This window comes from Burkholderia seminalis, assembly GCF_001718535.1.
Classification (GTDB): Bacteria; Pseudomonadota; Gammaproteobacteria; order Burkholderiales; family Burkholderiaceae; genus Burkholderia; species Burkholderia seminalis.
This window is the reverse complement of sequence record NZ_CP013400.1, coordinates 2,680,383-2,702,685: the sequence shown is the minus strand read 5'-3', so window position 1 is coordinate 2,702,685 and position 22,303 is coordinate 2,680,383. Positions and strand designations below refer to the sequence as shown.

14 protein-coding genes, 2 tRNA genes, 3 rRNA genes and 1 riboswitch are annotated in these 22,303 nt (G+C 63.0%); of the genes, 11 read left to right on the top strand and 8 right to left on the bottom strand.

Annotated features, from left to right (window positions below; genetic code table 11):
- Positions 1-3 precede the first annotated feature (3 nt).
- The 7 genes from WJ12_RS32540 (at position 4) to WJ12_RS32510 (ending at position 8,265) form a co-directional block, all read left to right on the top strand.
- On the top strand, positions 4-555 hold the full coding sequence (locus WJ12_RS32540; RefSeq protein ID WP_059558904.1) for a phosphonate degradation HD-domain oxygenase: 552 nt from the start codon (positions 4-6) through the stop codon (positions 553-555).
- Between the two features lie 508 nt (positions 556-1,063).
- Positions 1,064-2,596: ribosomal RNA gene (locus WJ12_RS32535) — 16S ribosomal RNA — on the top strand.
- A gap of 63 nt (positions 2,597-2,659) precedes the next feature.
- Positions 2,660-2,736, top strand: a tRNA-Ile gene (locus WJ12_RS32530).
- 39 nt (positions 2,737-2,775) lie between these two features.
- Positions 2,776-2,851 (top strand) — tRNA-Ala (locus WJ12_RS32525).
- A gap of 289 nt (positions 2,852-3,140) precedes the next feature.
- Positions 3,141-6,022: ribosomal RNA gene (locus tag WJ12_RS32520) — 23S ribosomal RNA — on the top strand.
- A 154-nt stretch (positions 6,023-6,176) separates the two neighbouring features.
- Positions 6,177-6,289, top strand: a 5S ribosomal RNA gene (gene rrf, locus WJ12_RS32515).
- The 16S, 23S and 5S rRNA genes sit together here with 2 tRNA genes alongside, the layout of an rRNA operon.
- Before the next feature lie 551 nt (positions 6,290-6,840).
- Positions 6,841-8,265, top strand: coding sequence for a DHA2 family efflux MFS transporter permease subunit (locus tag WJ12_RS32510; protein WP_034190629.1), 1,425 nt, complete (start codon positions 6,841-6,843; stop codon positions 8,263-8,265).
- A gap of 360 nt (positions 8,266-8,625) precedes the next feature.
- Here the strand turns inward: WJ12_RS32510 and WJ12_RS32505 are convergent, their stop codons facing one another.
- The 3 genes from WJ12_RS32505 to WJ12_RS32495 all read right to left on the bottom strand — a co-directional run bounded on the left by WJ12_RS32505 (position 8,626) and on the right by WJ12_RS32495 (position 12,008).
- Positions 8,626-9,369, bottom strand: a complete 744-nt coding sequence (locus WJ12_RS32505) for a 2OG-Fe(II) oxygenase (RefSeq protein WP_034190628.1) — start codon at positions 9,367-9,369, stop codon at positions 8,626-8,628.
- A gap of 288 nt (positions 9,370-9,657) precedes the next feature.
- The gene (locus WJ12_RS32500) at positions 9,658-11,250 is read right to left on the bottom strand and encodes an inorganic phosphate transporter (protein ID WP_034190627.1); all 1,593 of its coding nucleotides are present in this window, start codon (positions 11,248-11,250) and stop codon (positions 9,658-9,660) included.
- A 140-nt stretch (positions 11,251-11,390) separates the two neighbouring features.
- Positions 11,391-12,008, bottom strand: a complete 618-nt coding sequence (locus WJ12_RS32495) for a histidine phosphatase family protein (protein WP_059557421.1) — start codon at positions 12,006-12,008, stop codon at positions 11,391-11,393.
- 50 nt (positions 12,009-12,058) lie between these two features.
- A riboswitch (cobalamin riboswitch) is annotated at positions 12,059-12,197 on the top strand.
- A 33-nt stretch (positions 12,198-12,230) separates the two neighbouring features.
- Between WJ12_RS32495 and WJ12_RS32490 the strand changes: the two genes are divergently transcribed.
- Both WJ12_RS32490 and WJ12_RS32485 read left to right on the top strand, forming a co-directional pair.
- On the top strand, positions 12,231-12,440 hold the full coding sequence (locus WJ12_RS32490) for a CbtB domain-containing protein (RefSeq protein WP_006488502.1): 210 nt from the start codon (positions 12,231-12,233) through the stop codon (positions 12,438-12,440).
- A gap of 13 nt (positions 12,441-12,453) precedes the next feature.
- Complete coding sequence (locus WJ12_RS32485; protein WP_059557423.1) at positions 12,454-13,191, top strand: CbtA family protein; 738 nt, start codon at positions 12,454-12,456, stop codon at positions 13,189-13,191.
- On the opposite strand, the gene WJ12_RS32480 is transcribed toward WJ12_RS32485, so the two are convergent.
- Entirely contained in the window at positions 13,188-14,096 is a 909-nt protein-coding gene (locus WJ12_RS32480; RefSeq protein WP_034190624.1) for a LysR family transcriptional regulator, read from the bottom strand. The genes WJ12_RS32485 and WJ12_RS32480 overlap by 4 nt on opposite strands.
- A gap of 128 nt (positions 14,097-14,224) precedes the next feature.
- Between WJ12_RS32480 and metE the strand changes: the two genes are divergently transcribed.
- Positions 14,225-16,519 carry a 5-methyltetrahydropteroyltriglutamate--homocysteine S-methyltransferase gene (gene metE, locus WJ12_RS32475; RefSeq protein WP_059557425.1) on the top strand — a complete coding sequence of 765 codons (2,295 nt, stop codon included), beginning with the start codon at positions 14,225-14,227 and terminating at the stop codon, positions 16,517-16,519.
- Positions 16,520-16,599: 80 nt separating this feature from the next.
- Here the strand turns inward: metE and WJ12_RS32470 are convergent, their stop codons facing one another.
- From WJ12_RS32470 to speB, 3 genes are all read right to left on the bottom strand, one after another.
- The gene (locus WJ12_RS32470; RefSeq protein ID WP_059557427.1) at positions 16,600-18,099 is read right to left on the bottom strand and encodes a purine-cytosine permease family protein; all 1,500 of its coding nucleotides are present in this window, start codon (positions 18,097-18,099) and stop codon (positions 16,600-16,602) included.
- 165 nt (positions 18,100-18,264) lie between these two features.
- The gene (locus WJ12_RS32465; RefSeq protein ID WP_034190621.1) at positions 18,265-19,590 is read right to left on the bottom strand and encodes an MFS transporter; all 1,326 of its coding nucleotides are present in this window, start codon (positions 19,588-19,590) and stop codon (positions 18,265-18,267) included.
- Between the two features lie 51 nt (positions 19,591-19,641).
- Positions 19,642-20,598, bottom strand: a complete 957-nt coding sequence (gene speB / locus WJ12_RS32460; protein WP_059557429.1) for an agmatinase — start codon at positions 20,596-20,598, stop codon at positions 19,642-19,644.
- 138 nt (positions 20,599-20,736) lie between these two features.
- Here speB and WJ12_RS32455 point away from each other — a divergent pair, with 138 nt between their 5' ends.
- Positions 20,737-21,648 (top strand): LysR family transcriptional regulator, encoded by a 912-nt coding sequence (locus tag WJ12_RS32455; protein ID WP_034190634.1) that lies wholly within the window; start codon positions 20,737-20,739, stop codon positions 21,646-21,648.
- Between the two features lie 60 nt (positions 21,649-21,708).
- Here the strand turns inward: WJ12_RS32455 and WJ12_RS32450 are convergent, their stop codons facing one another.
- The gene (locus tag WJ12_RS32450; RefSeq protein ID WP_059557431.1) at positions 21,709-22,173 is read right to left on the bottom strand and encodes an Lrp/AsnC family transcriptional regulator; all 465 of its coding nucleotides are present in this window, start codon (positions 22,171-22,173) and stop codon (positions 21,709-21,711) included.
- Positions 22,174-22,303: the final 130 nt, after the last annotated feature.

Here is a 22,303-nt window from a genome sequence, read left to right as displayed (position 1 = left end):
CGTATGGCATTGACGGTGGAGGAGATCCACGGGCTGTATCGCGAGCATGGCCATGTGGCCTATAGCGGAGAGCCGGTCACGCAGCTCGAGCATGCGTTGCAGAGCGGCTTGCTGGCGGAAGCGGCGGGCGCCGGCGAGACGCTGGTCGCGGCGGCGTTCCTGCACGACCTCGGGCATCTGCTGAATCGCCGGGGCGAGACGCCGAGCGCGCGCGGGATCGACGATCTGCATCAGTATTACGTGCTGCCGTTCCTGAGGCCGCTGTTTTCCGACGCGGTGCTGGAGCCGATCCGGCTGCACGTCGACGCGAAGCGCTGCCTGTGCCGCACGGACGCCGGCTACTTCGAGAGCCTGTCGCCGGACTCGGTGCGCAGTCTCGCGTTGCAGGGCGGCATCTTCAGTGAAGAGGACGCGACGGCATTCCTGCTGCGCCCGTTCGCGGAGGATGCGCTGCGTCTGCGCCGTTGGGACGATACGGCAAAGGAACCAGGCAAGGCGACACCGGATCTCGATCACTATATGGAGATCGTCGCGCGCCAGGCACGCACGGACTGACGGCGGTTCGGCCGCTTCCCTATAAGGCCCCGCACGCGGCAGCGTGCGGGGCCTTATATTTTTTGCGAAACCCCTTGCGCGATTGCCGACGGGTGCATAGAATCACGCCTCTTTCGCGCTCACGGAAACGCGGCGCGGAAGGAAGGGAAGCAGTGCGGTTGAGGCTTGGCAGGAACGGCCTCGGCGGTACGGAAGTTGAGCCCCGCGGTCGCAACGACGTAGTGCAAAAAGTTGTTGACGAACTGCGAAACACGGTTCATAATCTCGCTTCTCTGCTGCTGAAAACGCAGCGCTGCCGGGAAACGCGATGTTCCTCGCAGATTGCTCTTTAAAAATTAACAGCCGATAAGTGTGGGCGCTTGATGGCAGCGAGCTGATCCTCGGATCAGATAGCGAAAGTATCAAGAGTCTCACACTAAAGTAAGTCAGGTTTATGAAGTGATTCATATTCCTGTCAGCTTTGAGTGAGCGACCGGTTCTTAACCGAACCGAAAACAGTAACAGGTTTAAACTGAAGAGTTTGATCCTGGCTCAGATTGAACGCTGGCGGCATGCCTTACACATGCAAGTCGAACGGCAGCACGGGTGCTTGCACCTGGTGGCGAGTGGCGAACGGGTGAGTAATACATCGGAACATGTCCTGTAGTGGGGGATAGCCCGGCGAAAGCCGGATTAATACCGCATACGATCCATGGATGAAAGCGGGGGACCTTCGGGCCTCGCGCTATAGGGTTGGCCGATGGCTGATTAGCTAGTTGGTGGGGTAAAGGCCTACCAAGGCGACGATCAGTAGCTGGTCTGAGAGGACGACCAGCCACACTGGGACTGAGACACGGCCCAGACTCCTACGGGAGGCAGCAGTGGGGAATTTTGGACAATGGGCGAAAGCCTGATCCAGCAATGCCGCGTGTGTGAAGAAGGCCTTCGGGTTGTAAAGCACTTTTGTCCGGAAAGAAATCCTTGGCTCTAATACAGTCGGGGGATGACGGTACCGGAAGAATAAGCACCGGCTAACTACGTGCCAGCAGCCGCGGTAATACGTAGGGTGCAAGCGTTAATCGGAATTACTGGGCGTAAAGCGTGCGCAGGCGGTTTGCTAAGACCGATGTGAAATCCCCGGGCTCAACCTGGGAACTGCATTGGTGACTGGCAGGCTAGAGTATGGCAGAGGGGGGTAGAATTCCACGTGTAGCAGTGAAATGCGTAGAGATGTGGAGGAATACCGATGGCGAAGGCAGCCCCCTGGGCCAATACTGACGCTCATGCACGAAAGCGTGGGGAGCAAACAGGATTAGATACCCTGGTAGTCCACGCCCTAAACGATGTCAACTAGTTGTTGGGGATTCATTTCCTTAGTAACGTAGCTAACGCGTGAAGTTGACCGCCTGGGGAGTACGGTCGCAAGATTAAAACTCAAAGGAATTGACGGGGACCCGCACAAGCGGTGGATGATGTGGATTAATTCGATGCAACGCGAAAAACCTTACCTACCCTTGACATGGTCGGAATCCTGCTGAGAGGCGGGAGTGCTCGAAAGAGAACCGGCGCACAGGTGCTGCATGGCTGTCGTCAGCTCGTGTCGTGAGATGTTGGGTTAAGTCCCGCAACGAGCGCAACCCTTGTCCTTAGTTGCTACGCAAGAGCACTCTAAGGAGACTGCCGGTGACAAACCGGAGGAAGGTGGGGATGACGTCAAGTCCTCATGGCCCTTATGGGTAGGGCTTCACACGTCATACAATGGTCGGAACAGAGGGTTGCCAACCCGCGAGGGGGAGCTAATCCCAGAAAACCGATCGTAGTCCGGATTGCACTCTGCAACTCGAGTGCATGAAGCTGGAATCGCTAGTAATCGCGGATCAGCATGCCGCGGTGAATACGTTCCCGGGTCTTGTACACACCGCCCGTCACACCATGGGAGTGGGTTTTACCAGAAGTGGCTAGTCTAACCGCAAGGAGGACGGTCACCACGGTAGGATTCATGACTGGGGTGAAGTCGTAACAAGGTAGCCGTATCGGAAGGTGCGGCTGGATCACCTCCTTTCCAGAGCTTCTCGCACAAGTTGAGCGCTCACGCTTATCGGCTGTAATTTAAAGACAGACTCAGGGGTCTGTAGCTCAGTCGGTTAGAGCACCGTCTTGATAAGGCGGGGGTCGTTGGTTCGAATCCAACCAGACCCACCATTGTCTGGCGGTAACACACCTGAGGCATCTGTACTCAATGGGGGCATAGCTCAGCTGGGAGAGCACCTGCTTTGCAAGCAGGGGGTCGTCGGTTCGATCCCGTCTGCCTCCACCAATCACCAACGCTAAGTGCTTGGTTCACACGCTGAACCGAGAATTTTGCATTGGCGATTGAGCCAGTCAGAGGATATCAACAGATATCGGCTGTCGTTCTTTAACAATCTGGAAGAAGTAAGTAATTTGGATAGCGGAAGCGTCTTGAGATGGACGTGAAAACTATCCGGGTTGTGATTGTATCGATGTATCTCAAGATGATTCGAACTCTATGTTCGACTCAATTTGGAATACGGCACAACGCGAGAACTCAACCTGTAGCGGCTGTCGATGAGACAGACTCGTTATAGGGTCAAGCGAACAAGTGCATGTGGTGGATGCCTTGGCGATCACAGGCGATGAAGGACGCGGTAGCCTGCGAAAAGCTACGGGGAGCTGGCAAACGAGCTTTGATCCGTAGATGTCCGAATGGGGAAACCCACTCCTTTTGGAGTATCCATGGCTGAATACATAGGCCATGCGAAGCGAACGCGGTGAACTGAAACATCTAAGTAACCGCAGGAAAAGAAATCAACCGAGATTCCCAAAGTAGTGGCGAGCGAAATGGGATGAGCCTTGCACTCTTTATTTGTATTGTTAGCCGAACGCTCTGGAAAGTGCGGCCATAGCAGGTGATAGCCCTGTAGGCGAAAACAGTATGAAAGAACTAGGTGTGCGACAAGTAGGGCGGGACACGTGAAATCCTGTCTGAAGATGGGGGGACCATCCTCCAAGGCTAAATACTCGTGATCGACCGATAGTGAACCAGTACCGTGAGGGAAAGGCGAAAAGAACCCCGGGAGGGGAGTGAAATAGATCCTGAAACCGCATGCATACAAACAGTCGGAGCCTCGTAAGGGGTGACGGCGTACCTTTTGTATAATGGGTCAGCGACTTACGTTCAGTAGCAAGCTTAACCGTATAGGGCAGGCGTAGCGAAAGCGAGTCCGAATAGGGCGTTCAGTTGCTGGGCGTAGACCCGAAACCAGGTGATCTATCCATGGCCAGGATGAAGGTGCGGTAACACGTACTGGAGGTCCGAACCCACTAACGTTGAAAAGTTAGGGGATGAGCTGTGGATAGGGGTGAAAGGCTAAACAAACCTGGAAATAGCTGGTTCTCTCCGAAAACTATTTAGGTAGTGCCTCGTGTCTCACCTTCGGGGGTAGAGCACTGTCATGGTTGGGGGGTCTATTGCAGATTACCCCGCCATAGCAAACTCCGAATACCGAAGAGTGCAATCACGGGAGACAGACATCGGGTGCTAACGTCCGGTGTCAAGAGGGAAACAACCCAGACCGCCAGCTAAGGTCCCCAAATATAGCTAAGTGGGAAACGAAGTGGGAAGGCTAAAACAGTCAGGAGGTTGGCTTAGAAGCAGCCACCCTTTAAAGAAAGCGTAATAGCTCACTGATCGAGTCGTCCTGCGCGGAAGATGTAACGGGGCTAAGCTATATACCGAAGCTGCGGATGCGTGCTTTGCACGCATGGTAGGAGAGCGTTCCGTAAGCCTGCGAAGGTGCGTTGAAAAGCGTGCTGGAGGTATCGGAAGTGCGAATGCTGACATGAGTAGCGATAAAGGGGGTGAAAGGCCCCCTCGCCGTAAGCCCAAGGTTTCCTACGCAACGTTCATCGGCGTAGGGTGAGTCGGCCCCTAAGGCGAGGCAGAAATGCGTAGCTGATGGGAAGCAGGTCAATATTCCTGCACCATTGTTAGATGCGATGGGGGGACGGATCGCGGAAGGTTGTCCGGGTGTTGGAAGTCCCGGTCGCTGCATTGGAGAAGGCACTTAGGCAAATCCGGGTGCGCAATTCAAGGGTGTGGCGCGAGCTCCTTAGGGAGCGAAGCAATTGGAAGTGGTTCCAAGAAAAGCCTCTAAGCTTCAGTCTAACGATGACCGTACCGCAAACCGACACAGGTGGGCGAGATGAGTATTCTAAGGCGCTTGAGAGAACTCGGGAGAAGGAACTCGGCAAATTGGTACCGTAACTTCGGGATAAGGTACGCCCTTGTAGCTTGACTGGCCTGCGCCAGGAGGGTGAAGGGGTTGCAATAAACTGGTGGCTGCGACTGTTTAATAAAAACACAGCACTCTGCAAACACGAAAGTGGACGTATAGGGTGTGACGCCTGCCCGGTGCCGGAAGATTAAATGATGGGGTGCAAGCTCTTGATTGAAGTCCCGGTAAACGGCGGCCGTAACTATAACGGTCCTAAGGTAGCGAAATTCCTTGTCGGGTAAGTTCCGACCTGCACGAATGGCGTAACGATGGCCACACTGTCTCCTCCCGAGACTCAGCGAAGTTGAAGTGTTTGTGATGATGCAATCTACCCGCGGCTAGACGGAAAGACCCCATGAACCTTTACTGTAGCTTTGCATTGGACTTTGAACCGATCTGTGTAGGATAGGTGGGAGGCTATGAAACCGGAACGCTAGTTTCGGTGGAGCCGTCCTTGAAATACCACCCTGGTTTGTTTGAGGTTCTAACCTTGGCCCGTGATCCGGGTCGGGGACAGTGCATGGTAGGCAGTTTGACTGGGGCGGTCTCCTCCCAAAGCGTAACGGAGGAGTACGAAGGTACGCTAGGTACGGTCGGAAATCGTGCTGATAGTGCAATGGCATAAGCGTGCTTAACTGCGAGACCGACAAGTCGAGCAGGTGCGAAAGCAGGTCATAGTGATCCGGTGGTTCTGTATGGAAGGGCCATCGCTCAACGGATAAAAGGTACTCTGGGGATAACAGGCTGATACCGCCCAAGAGTTCATATCGACGGCGGTGTTTGGCACCTCGATGTCGGCTCATCTCATCCTGGGGCTGTAGCCGGTCCCAAGGGTATGGCTGTTCGCCATTTAAAGAGGTACGTGAGCTGGGTTTAAAACGTCGTGAGACAGTTTGGTCCCTATCTGCCGTGGGCGTTGGATATTTGAAGGGGGCTGCTCCTAGTACGAGAGGACCGGAGTGGACGAACCTCTGGTGTACCGGTTGTCACGCCAGTGGCATCGCCGGGTAGCTATGTTCGGAAGAGATAACCGCTGAAAGCATCTAAGCGGGAAACTCGCCTTAAGATGAGATATCCCTGGGGACTAGATCCCCTTGAAGGGTCGTTCGAGACCAGGACGTTGATAGGTCAGGTGTGTAAGCGCAGTAATGCGTTCAGCTAACTGATACTAATTGCCCGTAAGGCTTGATCCTATAACAAGTCTGCCTTGTGGATCGGCGCCGTGTGAAAGCACTGGCTGCAAGATCCAGAGCGACAAGTTGGATTCTCGTGTGTGATACACACAACCTAAATTACTGCTTCTTCCCAGATTGGTTGTGCTGCGAAGCAGCGCAACAACCCTCTTTGCCTGATGACCATAGCGAGTCGGTCCCACCCCTTCCCATCCCGAACAGGACCGTGAAACGACTCTACGCCGATGATAGTGCGGATTCCCGTGTGAAAGTAGGTAATCGTCAGGCTCCCTAAGCCAGAAACCCCCGCCCGAAAGGCGGGGGTTTTTGCATTTCGGCGACGGAAATGCGCGTGCGCGGCCACGTGCAATGCGGCCGAAACCGAGACGGCCAATGATCTGGAATCTGGCATCTGCCGGCCTCGAGCAATCCGCTCGCCAGACACCTCTCGAATTCCCCCGGCACGTCCTTCTACGGATCACGTCAATCCATCTTCAGTCAGCGCCCGGTCGATGTCGCTACACCAGGCGGCAATATCTGATGGCCGATGATGGGCGAAATTCGTCGACAATAATCGACAAATACCGCTTCTGTGAAAAAAGCCCCGCTTCATCTACCCACTTTCGACTCGCCCCGTCGAATTGATCGTGTGCGCCCGTCGGCGAATGCATCACGAACTCGTCATAAAAATCTATGCGCATAAAGTCCATTTTCGCGACATGCGTTGCAGAGCGGAGAGCAGGCCCTTCGGGGTAATATCGCCATTCGTCCCGATCGGCGGCGCTCGTTCGCATCCGCTGGCGATCGGGGTCTCCCGCATTCCGTTTCCTGCATCGTTCATGACTGACAGCCCTGCTCAAGGTGGTCGGACGACCGACTTCTTGCCGTATCTCGTCGCCGCAACGTTCTTCATGGAGTACCTCGATACGACCGTGATCGCGACCGCGCTGCCGCAGATGGCACGCTCGTTTGGCGTCGGGCCGAACGCGCTGAGCCTCGGAATGACGGCCTACATGCTGGCGCTGGCCGTATTCATCCCGATCAGCGGCTGGATCGCGGACCGCTATGGATCGCGCACGGTATTCGCGAGTGCGATCGTCGTCTTCACCGGTGCGTCCGTGCTGTGCGGGCTGTCCGACGGCGTCGGGACGTTCACGGCTGCGCGGTTGCTGCAGGGCGTCGGCGGGGCGATGATGGTCCCGGTCGGACGGATGATCGTCGTGCGCAGCACCGAGAAGGCCAAGCTGATGCGTGCGATCGCGACGATCACGTGGCCGGGCATCGTCGCGCCTGTGGTCGGGCCGCCGATCGGCGGCTTCATCACGACCTATGCGTCATGGCGCTGGATCTTCCTGCTGAACGTCCCGTTCGGCATTGCCGCGCTCGTCTGTACCTGGCTGATCGTCCGGAATACGCGGGCCGACGAACAACGGCCGCTCGACTGGGTTGGATTCGTGCTGGCCGGCGGCGCCTTGACTTGTCTGCTGATCGGCACCGAGGCGGCTGGGCAGCAGGATGTCGACTTCACGCGTGCGGGCGTCCTGGTGGGTGCAAGCGTGCTGTTCGGCCTGGCCGCATGGCTGCATGCACGACGTCACGCACATCCGCTGCTCGATTTCACGACGCTGAAGGTGCCGACATTCTCGGTGACGGTGATCACCGGTTCGGTCACGCGGATGGCGATCAATGCCGTGCCGTACCTGCTGCCGCTGCTGTTCCAGATCGGCTTCGGGCTGTCGCCGTTCCAGTCCGGCCTGCTGCTGCTCGCGAGCGCGCTCGGCAATCTGGGCATGAAGGCGGGAACGTCGTGGATTCTCGACCGATACGGCTTCCGGCGCGTTGCACTCGTCGACGTGACGATCGTCGGCGTCTTCACGATCGCGTGCGGTTGGCTGACCGCGTCGACGCCGCTGGCGATCACGCTGCTCGTCGTATTCGTCTACGGGCTGACGCGGTCGATGCAGTTCACGACGCTCGCGACGCTTGCCTATGCGGATATCCCGGCTCATCAGACGAGCGCGGCCAGCACGCTGTGGAGCGCCGCGCAGCAGATGACGATCGGGATGGGGATCGCGTTCGGTGCGTTGTCGCTGCGGGTCGCGGCGTTGGCGCGCGGCGATGCGGCCGGCATGCATTACGTGCTCGACGACTTCCGCTGGGCATTCGTCGCGGCAGGCGTGCTCGCACTGTTGACGTTGCCGGGCTATGCGCGACTGGCCTCGGACGCAGGCGACCGGCTGCGGGCGAACGTGGCGCGAGGATAGGCCCGGACTTCAAGTCGCATTGCGTTGCGACAGGTGAGCATGCCGGTTCCCCGTCGTTCACCTCGAGTGCCGATTCGTCATGGCTGAGATGGCCTGACGGTTATCACAATCGATCGTCTGTCGCCGAGGGTGAGTGAGCGGACCGAGGAGCAATGCTGGATCGTGACGCGGGCGGCAGGGTAACGCGGATAGCCGGGTAACGCTGCACATCGCACGCATTTACGCCGCCGAAATGCAAAAGCCCGCGCCGGATCGGGCGGGGCCTGGCTTGGCGGCGCAGGGCAATGGCGCGCGGCGTGTCCGGTTTGAATCCGGTGTGTGACGATCGGCACGCTCTCATCAGCGTCATCCCGATTCTTGCTACTGCGCGTCGTGAAAGATGAGGCCCAACGTGTGACGGTGGCCGCTGCGAATCCGGCTCACGCCGTGGCGCAGGTTGACGCGATAGACGCCGCGCGTCCCCTGCACGGGCCGGCCATGCACGGCGAAAATCACCGCGTCGCCTTGCATCAACGGCACCACTTCCGCGCGTGATTGCATGCGCGGCCGCTGTTCCGTCAGCACGAATTCCCCACCCGTGAAATCGCGGCCCGGCGCCGACAGCAGGATCGCGACCTGCAGCGGAAACACGTGCTCGCCATAGAGATCCTGATGGAGACAGTTGTAGTCGTCGGGACCGTATTGCAGGATCAGCGGCGTCGGTCGCGTCTGTCCTGCCGAGTGGCAGCGATCGAGGAAGGTCGTAGAGTCTTTCGGATAGCGGACGTCGATCCCGAGTGCCTGGTTCCAGCGATTCGCGATCGGCGCGAGATGCGGGTAGAGCGTCGCGCGCAGCTCGGCGATGACCGCTGGCAGCGGATACGCAAAATACTTGTATTCGCCGCGACCGAACCCGTGCCGCGCCATCACCACGCGTGAACGATAAAGTGCATCCCGCGGATACAGCGCCGCGAGCGCATCGCACTCGTCCGTCGAAATCAGGCCCGGCACATGCGCGCATCCGTACCGATCGAGTTCGGCGCCGACAGTCGGCCAGTCGAGGGTGTCGACGCGTCGCGCGATGTCCGGCGATGCGATGGCAGGTTGCAGATCGGCGATGTTCACGGGCGTCCCTCGGTTCGTCAGCGATGTGGCGCCGGGTCGCGCGAAACGCCCGGAAGCATTGCGTGCATGGTTGCGGCCACGGAGAAAGTCGACGAACCCAGTCTAACGACGTTCGTGTGCGGATGCGCTCCAGATCTTGCGCTTCAATTCGGAACGAGGAGGGGACGGCATGGTGCGCGCACGGACATTCGAACGCTGCGGCGGATCGGTGCGGAGGGGCGCGGAGGCGAGCGGTGAATCTTCCACGACAGGCGGCCGGCTGATACCGGCCACCCGTTGCAACCCGAATCAAGCCAGCGACCGGAACAACCAGTAGAGCCCGCCGGCAAGCGCGATCGACGCCGGCAGCGTCAGCACCCACGCGAGCACGAGGCTGCGCACCGTGCTCCATTGCAGTCCGGAGCCGTTCGCCGCCATCGTGCCCGCGACACCCGACGACAATACGTGGGTCGTCGACACGGGCAGGCCGTACACGTCGGCGGCGCCGATCGTCAGCATCGCGACGAGTTCGGCCGATGCGCCCTGTCCATACGTCAGATGCTGCTTGCCGATTTTTTCGCCGACGGTCACGACGATCCGCTTCCAGCCGACCATCGTGCCGAGGCCCAGCGCGATCGCGACGGCGACCTTCACCCAGGTCGGAATGAACTTGGTCGCGTGGTCTAGCTGCTTGCGATAGTTGTCGATCGCGAGCTTGTCGTCGGCGGCGAACGCGGGCTGACCGGACTTCTCGATCAGGCGGATGGCTTCGGAGACGAGATACATCGTGTTGCGCACGTTGTCGACGTCGCGCTGCGGCACGGCCGCCATCGAGCCCGACGCGCCGACCGCGGTCGCGAGCGACGTCGACAGTTGCTGCACGGCCGGCAGCACGGCGGGCGTCAGTTCGCGATGCTGAACGTAGTGCTCGACGTCGGCGCGCGGGTTCGCGGACGGCGCGACGCCGTTCGTGTACTTGCCGAACGTCGCGGCCGCCTGGTTCGCGACCGCCACGAAGGTTTGCGATTCGGCCGGCGTGACGGCCTTGTTCAGCGCATACGCGGTCGGCACCGTGCCGATCAGGATCAGCATGATGAGGCCCATCCCTTTCTGTCCGTCGTTCGACCCGTGTGCGAACGACACGCCCGTGCAGGTCAGGATCAGCAGGCAGCGAATCCAGAACGGCGGCGGCTGATCCTTCGGCGGCTCCTTGTACAGCTCGGGAATCCGCACGAGCGCTTTCAGCACGAGCAGCAGCAGCGCCGCGCACAGGAAGCCGACGATCGGCGAGACCAGCAGCGACTTGCCGACGCCGAGCGCCTGACCCCAGTCGACGCCGCTCGTGCCGGACGGCCCGTGCATCAGCTGGTTCATCAGCCCGACGCCGATGATCGACCCGATCAGCGTATGCGAGCTCGACGAGGGCAACCCGAAATACCAGGTCGCGAGGTTCCACACGATCGCGGCGATCAGCAGCGCGAACACCATCGCGAAGCCCGCCCCGCTGCCGACCTGCAGGATCAGCTCGACGGGCAGCAACTGCAGGATCCCGAACGCGACGGCGCCGCTCGAGACCATCACGCCGAGGAAGTTCCACATGCCCGACCAGATCACCGCGACGTTCGGCGTCAGCGAATGCGTATAGATCACGGTGGCGACCGCATTCGCGGTGTCGTGGAAGCCGTTGACGAATTCGAAGCCGAGCGCGATCAGCAATGCCGCGCCGAGCAACAGGTACGGAAACAGCGAGCCTTCGCGGACCGGCGACAGATCGTCGAACAGGTGCGTGCCGATATAGAGGGCGCCGAGCACGAGCACCAGCAGGAACACGGCATAGCCGATCTGCCTGGTACGTTCGATGGAGCCGGCGTTGTTCGGGGCGGACGAAGCAGGTTGATTCATGACGGCATCTCGTGAGGGAACCGCGTCCGATCCTAGCGGTGACCAGCAGTCAGTTTGATGACAGTCGGGACCACGAACGGTGTGTCTTACGGGATGTAAGCTGATTGGCCGAATGCTCGGCGCTGCGTCGCCCTGATCGCTCACATAGTGGGCGCAACGGTGGTTGACGCACCGGCGTCGCGTCGGTCGTCATCCGGCGCGACCCATGACCAGCCGTCCGGCGAAGCGGCGAACGTCGTGCATGACAGCGGCGCGATGTCGAGACGCGCGGCCGCCGCCGGATCCATCCGCAGCACATGCGCGAGGGCCGCACGGACGAGCGGCGCGTGCGTGATCGCGATCACGTCGCGACCAGGCGGCAGCGCGTTCAACCATGTGCCGACCCGATGCGCGGCGGCTGCGAACGATTCGCCGCCGTGCGGCGAGGCGGACGGATCGCCGATCCACGCGGCAAGTTCGCCCGGCAGATCGCGTGCGAGGTCGCTCAGGCGCTTGCCGCGCCAGTTGCCGTAGTCGATGTCGCGCAGCGCGTCGTCGACGTCGGCGCGCAGCCCGAGCGCATCGGCGGTCTGCCGCGCACAGCATGCGGGGCTGCACAGCACGACGAGCGATCCGCCGGCGCGTGACCACCGGCCGCGCCACGCGGCAGCTTCGGCGCGCCCGCGCGCGTCGAGCGGATCGTCGTCGGGGAACGTGCCGGTGCGCATCGCCCGGGTCGATGCGTGTGCGATCAGGCGCAACGAGGCATGCAGGGTCATGTCGATGGTCGGATGATCCGGAACGGGACGTGATTGTCACCGCGCGATCACTTCAATACGCGCCCGTTCGCGCGTACAATTCGCCCGATACGAAACGCGGAAGCCGGTGCAATTCCGGCGCGGTCGCGCCACTGTAACCGGAGAATCGACGATCCCGGAAGCCAGACCTGCCTTCGTACCCATCCATCATTTGTCGGGGCGCGATTCCCCTGAGGTGCATCCATGAGCGAAGCAGTGCTGAAGCCGGCGGTCGTGCCGGCCCCCATCCCCGTCCGTGAACTGTTGCCCTGGGCCGTATTCGTCGGCCTGATCCTGTTGCTCGCCCTGTATTTCGTCGGCGCGGAACAAGGCGCGACGTCGCTCGTGCCGGGCATGTATGTCCACGAGTTCGTCCACGACGGCCGCCATCTGCTCGGCTTTCCCTGCCACTGACGCGGAGCACACGATGGTCGGAAAGCTGCTCATGCGCGGGATGCTCGCAGGCATCGCCGCGGGTCTCATCACGTTCGGTTTCGCGAAAATCGTCGGCGAACCGCAAGTCGATCGGGCGATCTCCCTTGAAGAAAAACTCGATGCCGCCAAGGGCGACGAGCCCGGGCACGATCACGATCACGAGGTCGAACTGGTCAGCCGCCACACCCAGGCCGGTCTCGGCCTGCTGACGGGCGTCGTGACCTATGGCGCGGCTTTCGGCGGACTGTTCTCGCTGGTCTTTGCCTATGCGTACGGGCGCGGCGGCCGCCTGCCGGCACGGCAGCTCGCCGCGTGGCTCGCGCTGGCGGCGTTCATCGCCCTCGTGATCGTGCCGAACATCAAGTACCCGGCCAATCCGCCGGCGGTCGGCGACCCCGATACGATCGGCCAGCGCACGGGCCTGTTCTTCCTGATGATCGCGATCTCGATCGCGACGATGGTGTTCTCGGTCGGCGTGCGCCGCCACCTGCTGGCGAAGCTCGGTCAATGGAACGCGTCGATCGTCGCGGGCCTCGTGTTCGTCGCGATCATCGCGGCCGTGCAGCTGGGGTTGCCGTCGTTCGACGAGGTACCGGCCGCATTCCCGGCTGCCTTGCTGTGGAAGTTCCGCGTCGCCGCGCTCGGGATGCAGGCGATCATGTGGACGACGATCGGCCTGCTGTTCGGTGCCTGGGTCGAACGCAGCGAACGCATCGCGATGCGCGCCTAGCGCAGCATGCGCGGCGCGCTCCACGTCGATTCGCGCGCCAGCGCGACGAACGCGGCCAGATAGTCGATCGATGCATCCGCCTCGCGGATGCCGAGGAAGATCTGCTTCGCGATTCCCTTCTTGCCGAGCTTGACCGGCACGACCGGCATCCGGTCGGCGTACTCGTCGGCCAGCCATCTCGGCAGCGCGGCCACGCCGCGCCCGCTCGCCACCATCTGCAGCATGATGTCGGTCGTCTCGATCGACTTGTGCCGCCTCGGCACGATGCCGGCCGGCGTCAGGAACTGGTTGTAGATGTCGAGCCGGTCGGTTTCGACGGGGTACGTGATCAGGATCTCGTCGGTCAGCTGCTCGGGCGTGACGTAGTCGGCGTTCGCGAACCGGTGCGAGTCGGCGACCACCAGCACCTGCTCGTAATCGAACACGGGATCGAAGCGCAACCCCGGCTTGTTCAACGGGTCGGGTGTCACGAGCACGTCGACGTCATGGCCGAACAGCGCGCCGATGCCGCCGAACTGGAAGCGCTGCTTCACGTCCACGTCGACGTCGGGCCAGCGCGACAGGTACGGCGACACGACCTTCAGCAGCCACTGGTAGCACGGGTGGCATTCCATCCCGATGCGCAGCGTGCCGCGCTCGCCCTTCGCGTACTGCTTCATCCGCTCCTCGGCGAGTTCGAACTGCGGCAGCAGCCGGTTCGCCAGTTTCAGCAGGTAGTGCCCGCCCTGCGTGAGCCGCAGGCCGCGGCCTTCGCGGTCCCAGATCGGCGTGCCGAGCTGCTGCTCGATCTTCCGGACGGTATGGCTGAGCGCCGATTGCGTGAGGTGCAGCGCATTGGCGGCCGCGGTCAGCGAGCCCTGGCGCTCGACTTCACGAATGACGACGAGATGGAATCGTTCCAGCATGGATGGGGGGCACGCAATGAATGCATGAACAACTTTAATGGATGAATGAAATAATGCCATTTTATTTCATGTGTTGAAATCCCTATGATGGCTGCCGGATCTTCAATTTTTCTCTGGACGGCAGCTTCATGGTCACGACACACAATCTCGGTTTCCCGCGCATCGGCGCGAAGCGCGAACTCAAGTTCGGTCTCGAGCGCTACTGGAAGGGCGAATCGTCGCGCGACGCGCTGAAGGCGCTCGGCGCCGAGCTGCGCCGGCGCCACTGGCACGATCAGCGCGACCTGGACCTGGCGCCGATCGGCGATTTCTCGTTCTACGACCAGGTGCTCGACATGAGCTTCACGCTCGGCAATCTGCCGAAGCGCGTGCAGGACTTCCACGGTGACGCGCTCGACAACGCCTTCCGCGTCGCGCGCGGCCGGTCGGCGCAATCGGCTGAAGAACACGCGGCGTGCTGCGGCGGCGTCGCGGCCAGTGAAATGACGAAGTGGTTCGATACGAACTACCACTACATCGTCCCGGAATTCCACGCCGACACGAACTTCTCGCTCGATCCGTCGCGCCTGCTGCAGCAACTGGCCGAGGCGACCGCGCAGGGCGTGAACGCGAAGCCGGTGATCCTCGGCCCCGTCACGTACCTGTGGCTCGGCAAGGCGAAGGACGATTCCGATCGCCTCGCGCTGCTGCCGAAGCTGCTGCCCGTGTACGGCGCGCTGCTCGACACGCTGACCGCGCAGGGCGTCGAATGGGTGCAGATCGACGAGCCGATTCTCGTGACCGAACTCGATGCCGAATGGCGCCAGGCCTTCCGCACCGCCTACGCGGTGCTGGAAACGCGCCGCATCAAGCTGCTGCTCGCGACGTACTTCGGCCAGCTTCAGGACAACCTGACGCTCGCGGCGTCGCTGCCGGTCGACGGCCTGCATGTCGACGCGATCAACGCCCGCGCCGAAATCGACGCGCTGGTTCGTGAGCTGCCGGCCGAACGCGTGCTGTCGGTGGGCGCGATCAACGGCCGCAACATCTGGAAGACGGACCTGAATGCGACGCTCGACTGGCTCGAGCCGCTCGCGAAGCAGCTCGGCGATCGCCTGTGGCTCGCGCCGTCGTGCTCGCTGCTGCACGTGCCGGTCGATCTCGCGAGCGAGGACAAGCTCGATGCGGAAATCCGTTCGTGGCTCGCGTTCGCGCTGCAGAAGCTCGATGAGCTGAAGGTGCTCGCGACCGCGCTGAACGAGGGCCGCGACAAGGTGGCCGGGGCGCTCGCCGCGAACGCCGCCGCGATCGCTTCGCGCCGCCGCTCGCCGCGCGTGAACAATCCGGCGGTGAAGGCCGCGATCGCGCGTATCGATGCGCAGCTCGGCAACCGCGCGAGCCCGTATCCGCAGCGTGCGTCGAAGCAGTCGGCGCGCCTGAACCTGCCGGCCTTCCCGACGACGACGATCGGTTCGTTCCCGCAGACCGCCGAAATCCGCCACGCGCGCAGCCGGTTCAAGGCCGGCGCGCTGGACGAAGCCGGCTACCGCACGGCGATGCAGGCCGAGATCGAACGCAGCGTCCGCGAACAGGAATCGCTCGAACTCGACGTGCTCGTGCACGGCGAAGCCGAACGCAACGACATGGTCGAATACTTCGGCGAGCAGCTCGACGGTTATGCATTCAGCCAGTTCGGCTGGGTGCAGTCGTACGGGTCGCGCTGCGTGAAGCCGCCGATTCTGTTCGGCGACATCAGCCGCCCGAAGGCGATGACGGTCGAATGGATCACGTACGCGCAGTCGCTGACGGACAAGCCGATGAAGGGCATGCTGACCGGCCCCGTGACGATCCTCAACTGGTCGTTCGTGCGCGACGACCAGCCGCGCTCGGTGTCGTGCTACCAGCTCGCGCTCGCGATCCGCGCAGAAGTGCTCGATCTCGAGAAGGCCGGCGTGCGCGTGATCCAGATCGACGAGGCCGCGCTGCGCGAAGGGCTGCCGCTGCGCCGCGCGCAGTGGGGCGAATACCTGAAGTGGGCGGTCGAGTCGTTCCGCATCACCGCGAACGGCGTGCGGGACGATACGCAGATCCACACGCACATGTGCTATTCGGAGTTCAACGACATCATCGCGTCGATCGCCGACATGGATGCGGATGTGATCACGATCGAGACGTCGCGCTCGGACATGGAGCTGCTCGACGCGTTCGACGATTTCAGGTATCCGAACGAAATCGGGCCGGGCGTGTACGACATCCATTCGCCGAACATCCCGACGCAGGATCATATCGTCGGGTTGATGAAGAAGGCGGCCGAACGGATTCCGGCGGAACGCCTGTGGGTGAACCCGGATTGCGGGCTGAAAACGCGGCAGTGGGCGGAGGTGATTCCGGCGCTGACGAACATGGTCGCCGCCGCGAAGACGTTGCGCGCCCAGGCGCGGTAACGTAGCGCATGCTGCGCGCTTGCCGCCGGGATCGATGACCCGGCAGGCAACCTGCGCGCCGCGATGCGCCACGTGCTCCGTCACGCGTGTTCGTGACGGGGCGTGTCGGCGAGCGTTTCGGGAGACCGTGCGTCGGCGATCACGCGTCGTTCGCGTTCGAGATCGAGCGAACGCGACAGCACCGCATACACGGCACCCGCGACGGCCAGCCCGACGAGCCATGCGATATCGACGCCACCCAGCATGCGTGCGAACGGGCCGACGAAGACCTCGCGGTTCGCTTCGGCATCGAAGATGGAGAAGAACGGCACCATCGCGGCGAAGCCGGCCAGGTACGCGACGATGCCGCGCGGCTGCCACGCGCCGTAGAGTCCGTCCGGCGTGAAGAAGTGCGCGATCGCGTAGCGGCCGCGCCGCACGAAGAAGTAATCGACGAGGTTCACCGCGGTCCACGGCACGAGGAAGTAGAGCATCAGCGTCAGGAACGTCTGCAGCAGTGCGATGCCGTTGCCGCGGATCGCGAACACGCAGGCGAGCACGAACGTGCTGATCGCGACGATCGACGCGACGCGCGCGCGGCGTGTCGGCCGGATCGGCACGATCGAATCGGCGGCGGTCAGGACGGTCAGCATCGCGCTGTATGCATTGAGCGCGATGATCGGCAGGAAGCCGACCAGCGACATGATCGCGATCAGCTTGCCGAGGCCCGGCACCAGCGACGAGCCGACGTCGTTCATCGCGACCAGCGCATCGGCCGCGTGCAGCTTCTGCGCGAGCCATGCGCCGAGGCCGATCATCCAGGTGCCCGACAGCGACGCGCCGGCGAAGATCACGGCGATCAGCTTCGCGCGGCTCGTGTGCTTCGGCAGATAGCGCGAATAGTCCGACACGTACGGCGCATAGGAGATGTTGTAGCTCGCGGCAATCGCGAACTGTGTCGCGAAGGCGATCCCGTTGAAGCCCGGCGCGGCCGGCGCAACGGCGGCATGGGGCGGCGCCGCATGGCCGAACACGAGCGCGAGCGTGACGAGCGCATAGAGCGGCAGCGTCGCGATCAGCGCCCACGTGAAGGTCCGGTGCATCAGGTCGTGGCCGTAGATCGCGAGCAGTGCGCCGGTTACCACGGCCGCGACGGCGACGAAGCCGCCGTCGATTCCGAATACGCTGTGCACGCCGTCGACCATCAGCGATACGTTGACGACATTGAAGCCGACGAACACGAACAGCGTCGCGAGCAGCGCGACGATCACGCCGCGATAACCGAATTGCGCGCGCGACTGGATCATCTGCGGCAGGCCCATCTCCGGCCCCTGCGAGCCGTGGAACGCCATGAAGATCGTGCCGAACATGATGCCGAGCGCGCCCGCAAGCGTCGTCCAGCCCGCCGACAGGCCCATGCCCGGCCCGACGAAGCCGATCGAGATCGTGAAGAAATGGAAGTTGCCGAGAAACCAGAACGGGCCCTGGCTGGCGAGCTTCGCATGGCGTTCGTGTTCGGGGATGTAGTCGATCGAATGATGCTCGATCGTGAGGCCGGCCGGTACGGCGCGGCCGACATCGAGGGTGTCGGGGCGGTTCATGACGGCAATGTCTCCAGGGTCGCGCGGTCGTTCGATGCGACCGCGTGCGCGTGCCTGCCGCGACGCCGTTGCGGCAGGCAATCAAGGGCGGGGAAAGCAGCGGGCGGTGCGACGCGCCGCCCGATGAAAAACGGGCAGGCGAAGCGCCTGCCCGTCGTGCGGACGCTACGCGGTGCGCGCGCCGCGCGGCAGCGCCGCGTTCGTCTTGCCGGGCGCGCCGACATCGTCGATGCCGACGCGGCGCGAGATCAGCCACACGCACAGCGACGACAGCACGGCCGCACTCGTGTACTGGAGCGCCAGCGGCCACCATTGCGGCGCGGTGTTCTGCGCGATGATGGTCGCCACGAGCGGCGTGAGGCCGCCGGCGAGCGCGCCGCACACCTGGTACGCGATCGAGATCGCCGTGTAGCGGATCCGCGCGACGAAGATGCCGCTGACGAAGCCCGCGACGACCGCGTAGTAGCCCGATTCCGCCAGCGTCGCGAGGCCGACGCCGACCGTGATCGACAGCGGCGTGCCCATGTGCACGAGCGGCAGCATCACGAACGGGACGAGCGCGGCCCATGCGCCGGTGATCAGCAGCACGCGCGTGGTGCCGAAGCGTTGCGCGAGGAATGCGGCGGCGAGCTGCACGACGAACTGCAGCACCGCGACGATCGTCATGCAATGCAGCACCATCGACCGGTCGAGCGACAGGAACTGCGTCGCATAGCTGATCATGAAGATGTTGCTGAAATACACGCCGGCGATGCCGTATACGTTCGCACCGATCGCGAGCAGCAGCAACGGCCAGTACTTGAGCGCCTCGCGCAGCGGTTGTTGCGCGATGTTGCCGCTCTTCCTGACCTCCTCGAACTCGGGCGACTCGGACACGCTCGCGCGGATCACGAAGCCGACGATCAGCAGGACGGAACTTGCGAGGAACGGCACGCGCCAGCCCCAGCTCATCATGTCGTCCTTCGACAGCGTGCTGATCGCGCCGAACGCGAGCATCGACAGGATCAGGCCGCTGGCGCTGCCGAGCTGCGCGAACGACGCGAAGAACGTGCGCTTGCCTTCGGGCGCGTGCTCGCCGGCGAGCAGCACCGCGCCGCCCCATTCGCCGCCGACCGCGATGCCTTGCAGCACGCGCATCAGCACGAGCAGGACCGGCGCGATCACGCCGGCTTGCGCGTGGGTCGGCAGCAGGCCGATCGCGACGGTCGACACGGCCATCAGCATCAGCGTCGCAAGCAGCGAGCGCTTGCGGCCGAAGCGGTCGCCGAGATAGCCGAACATCACGCCGCCGAGCGGCCGTGCGAAGAAACCGACCGCGAACGAGCCGAACGACGCGAGCAGGCTGATGAAGCGGTTTTCGCCGGGAAAGAACAGCGGCCCGAACACGATGGCGGCGGCGGTCGCGTAGCTATAGAAGTCGTACCACTCGATCGTGGTGCCGACGAACGAAGCGAGCGCCGCCCGCTTCGGTTGCTTGACGGAAGTCCCCATCTTTATATGTGCTCCTCTGGAATCCTCTGATTTGGAATAGGGGGGGCGGGATCAGTCCCGGTACGCGACGCCCGGCAGCACGCACAGCAGCTCGTACGCGAGGTTCGCGCCGAGCAGCGCCGTGGTGCCGAACGGGTCGTACGGCGGCGCGACTTCGACGAGGTCGCAGCCGACGATGTTCAGCCCCTTCGCGCCGCGGATGATCTCGAGCGCCTGCGGCACCGTGAGGCCGGCGATTTCCGGCGTGCCGGTGCCCGGTGCGTAGGCCGGGTCGATGCCGTCGATGTCGAAGCTGATGTAGACGGGCGTGTCGCCGACGCGGGCGCGTACTTCTTCCATCAGCGGCGCAAGCGACTTGTTCCAGCATGCCTCGGCCTGGACGACGCGGAAACCCTGCTCGCGGCACCAGTCGAAATCCTCGGCCGCGTAGCCGGTGCCGCGCAGGCCGATCTGCGTGACCTTGTCGCCGTGCAGCAGGCCTTCCTCGACCGCGCGGCGGAACGGGGTGCCGTGCGCGATCTTTTCGCCCATCATCGTGTCGTTCACGTCGGCGTGTGCATCGACGTGGATCAATGCAACCTTGCCGTGCTTGCGGTGGATCGCGCGCAGGATCGGCAGCGCGATCGTGTGGTCGCCGCCGAGCGTGATCGGCTTGCAGTCGTGCTCGAGGATCGCGTCGTACGCGGCTTCGATACGCGCGATCGAATCGTGCAGGTTGTACGGGTTGATCGCGACGTCGCCGATATCGGCCACCTGCAGCGAATCGAACGGCGCGGCGCGCGTGGCCATGTTGTACGGGCGCAGCAGCACGGATTCGGTGCGGATCTGGCGCGGGCCGAAGCGTGCGCCGGTGCGGTTGGACGTGCCGAGATCGAACGGCACGCCGACGAAACAGGCGTCGAGGCCTTCGGCGCTCGCCACGTGCGGCAGGCGCATCATTGTCGCGATGCCGCCGCAGCGCGGCATTTCATTGCCGCCGAGCGGCTGGAAATGGGGGTGGTCGTTCATGGCTGTCTCTTCCGGTGTGGGGTTGCCGTATCATGCGACGCGGCCTGGCGCACAGTTTTACGCGCTCCGCCGGGAAAGAAGAATGCGAAGATATCGACGTAAACATCGATTTTCATCGATGTATGGAAGGGGATGAACGTGCTGGGGAATCTGTCGACCCTCGATCTGCGGTTGATCCGCGTGTTTCTCGCGGTCACGGACGCGGGCGGCGTATCGGCCGCGCAGGCCGTGCTGAACGTCGGGCAGTCGACGATCAGCGCGCAGCTGTCGTCGCTCGAGACGCGGCTCGGCTACCGGCTCTGCGAGCGCGGCCGCAGCGGTTTCCGCCTCACGCCGAAGGGCGAGCGGTTCCACGCGATGAGCCGCAAGCTGCTCGCGGCGCTCGACGAATTCGGGATGGCCGCGCGGCACATGGACCGCCAACTGGTCGGCACGCTGAACATCGGCCTGATCGGCCATACGCCGGTGAGCCAGAATGCGCGGATCGCGGAGGCGATCGCCGCGTTCCGCACGCGCGACGAAGCCGTGCGTTTCTCGATTTCGGTGCGCGCGCCGGGCGATCTCGAGGAGAAGCTGCTGAGCGACGAGATCCAGATCGCGGTCGGCTACTTCTGGCACCGCGTGCCGTCGCTGCACTACACGCCGCTGTTCATCGAGCGCCAGGTCGCCTATTGCGGCCGCGGCCATCCGCTGTTCGACGGGGCCGGCATGCTGACGCCGGCCGACGTCGCGGGCTTCGAATGGGCGTGGCGCTCGTATCCGCTGCCGGAGGCGCAGTTGTCGACCACGCCCGACCGCGTGACCGCGACGGCCGACAACATGGAAGCCGTCGCGCTGCTGATCCTGTCCGGCCACCACCTCGGCTACCTGCCGCAACACTTCGCGGCGCCGTACGTCGCGCAGGGGCTGCTTGCCCCGCTCAATCCGGAGGCGTTGCGCTACGACGTGACGTTCCACATGGTCGTCGCGCGCAACGGGCGCGGGAATCCGCTGGTCGAGGCGTTTCTCGAGGATCTCGAACGCGCGCATCAGGCGCCCGACGCGGCATGACGCCGCGGGCGCCAACCATGTGAACCAGCGTTACGCCGGGGCGGCTGGCGCAGCCGCGCCTCACGGTACCGGCAAGCCCGCGTCGTGCTTCACCTCGCGTAGCGACAGCGCCGACTCGATCGAAGTCACGCCCGGCAGCATCCGCAGCGAGTCGCGCAGGAACGTGCCGTAGTCGTCGAGGTCGCGCGCGACCACCTGCAGCAGGTAGTCGGCCGTGCCCGCGACGTTGTGGCACGCGAGGATCCGCTCGATGCCGAGCACTTCCCGTTCGAACCGGTCGGCGACCTTGCGGTCGTGCGTCGCGAACCGCACGAGCACGAACGCGACGACGCCGAAGCCGAGCGCCTGCCGCGACAGCTGCGCGCGGTAGCGCTCGATGTAGCCGTCGCTTTCGAGCCGCTTGAGGCGCCGCGCGCAGGGCGTCTCGGACAGGCCGACGGATTCGGCGAGGCGGGCGATCGGTATGCGGCCGTCGCGCTGCACCGCGGCGAGGATGGCGCGGTCGGTTTTGTCGAGCTCGGTCATGTTGGCGGAATCCTTGTATCGATTTCGTGATTGTGGCGGATTCCCCCAAGGATCGCCAATCCCGAGCCAAAGATGGCCAATAATCCCTCCTTCTTCAGCGGCAACATATCGTCATTGAAGGACGGGGCAG

Bases quoted from the DNA above. Each gene is read 5' to 3' on its own strand.
- WJ12_RS32540 (WP_059558904.1), top strand. From the start codon at position 4: ATGGCATTGACGGTGGAGGAGATCCACGGGCTGTATCGCGAGCATGGC.
- WJ12_RS32510 (WP_034190629.1), top strand. From the start codon at position 6,841: ATGACTGACAGCCCTGCTCAAGGTGGTCGGACGACCGACTTCTTGCCG.
- WJ12_RS32500 (WP_034190627.1), bottom strand. From the start codon at position 11,250: ATGAATCAACCTGCTTCGTCCGCCCCGAACAACGCCGGCTCCATCGAA.
- WJ12_RS32495 (WP_059557421.1), bottom strand. From the start codon at position 12,008: ATGACCCTGCATGCCTCGTTGCGCCTGATCGCACACGCATCGACCCGG.
- WJ12_RS32490 (WP_006488502.1), top strand. From the start codon at position 12,231: ATGAGCGAAGCAGTGCTGAAGCCGGCGGTCGTGCCGGCCCCCATCCCC.
- WJ12_RS32485 (WP_059557423.1), top strand. From the start codon at position 12,454: ATGGTCGGAAAGCTGCTCATGCGCGGGATGCTCGCAGGCATCGCCGCG.
- WJ12_RS32480 (WP_034190624.1), bottom strand. From the start codon at position 14,096: ATGCTGGAACGATTCCATCTCGTCGTCATTCGTGAAGTCGAGCGCCAG.
- metE (WP_059557425.1), top strand. From the start codon at position 14,225: ATGGTCACGACACACAATCTCGGTTTCCCGCGCATCGGCGCGAAGCGC.
- WJ12_RS32470 (WP_059557427.1), bottom strand. From the start codon at position 18,099: ATGAACCGCCCCGACACCCTCGATGTCGGCCGCGCCGTACCGGCCGGC.
- WJ12_RS32465 (WP_034190621.1), bottom strand. From the start codon at position 19,590: ATGGGGACTTCCGTCAAGCAACCGAAGCGGGCGGCGCTCGCTTCGTTC.
- speB (WP_059557429.1), bottom strand. From the start codon at position 20,598: ATGAACGACCACCCCCATTTCCAGCCGCTCGGCGGCAATGAAATGCCG.
- WJ12_RS32450 (WP_059557431.1), bottom strand. From the start codon at position 22,173: ATGACCGAGCTCGACAAAACCGACCGCGCCATCCTCGCCGCGGTGCAG.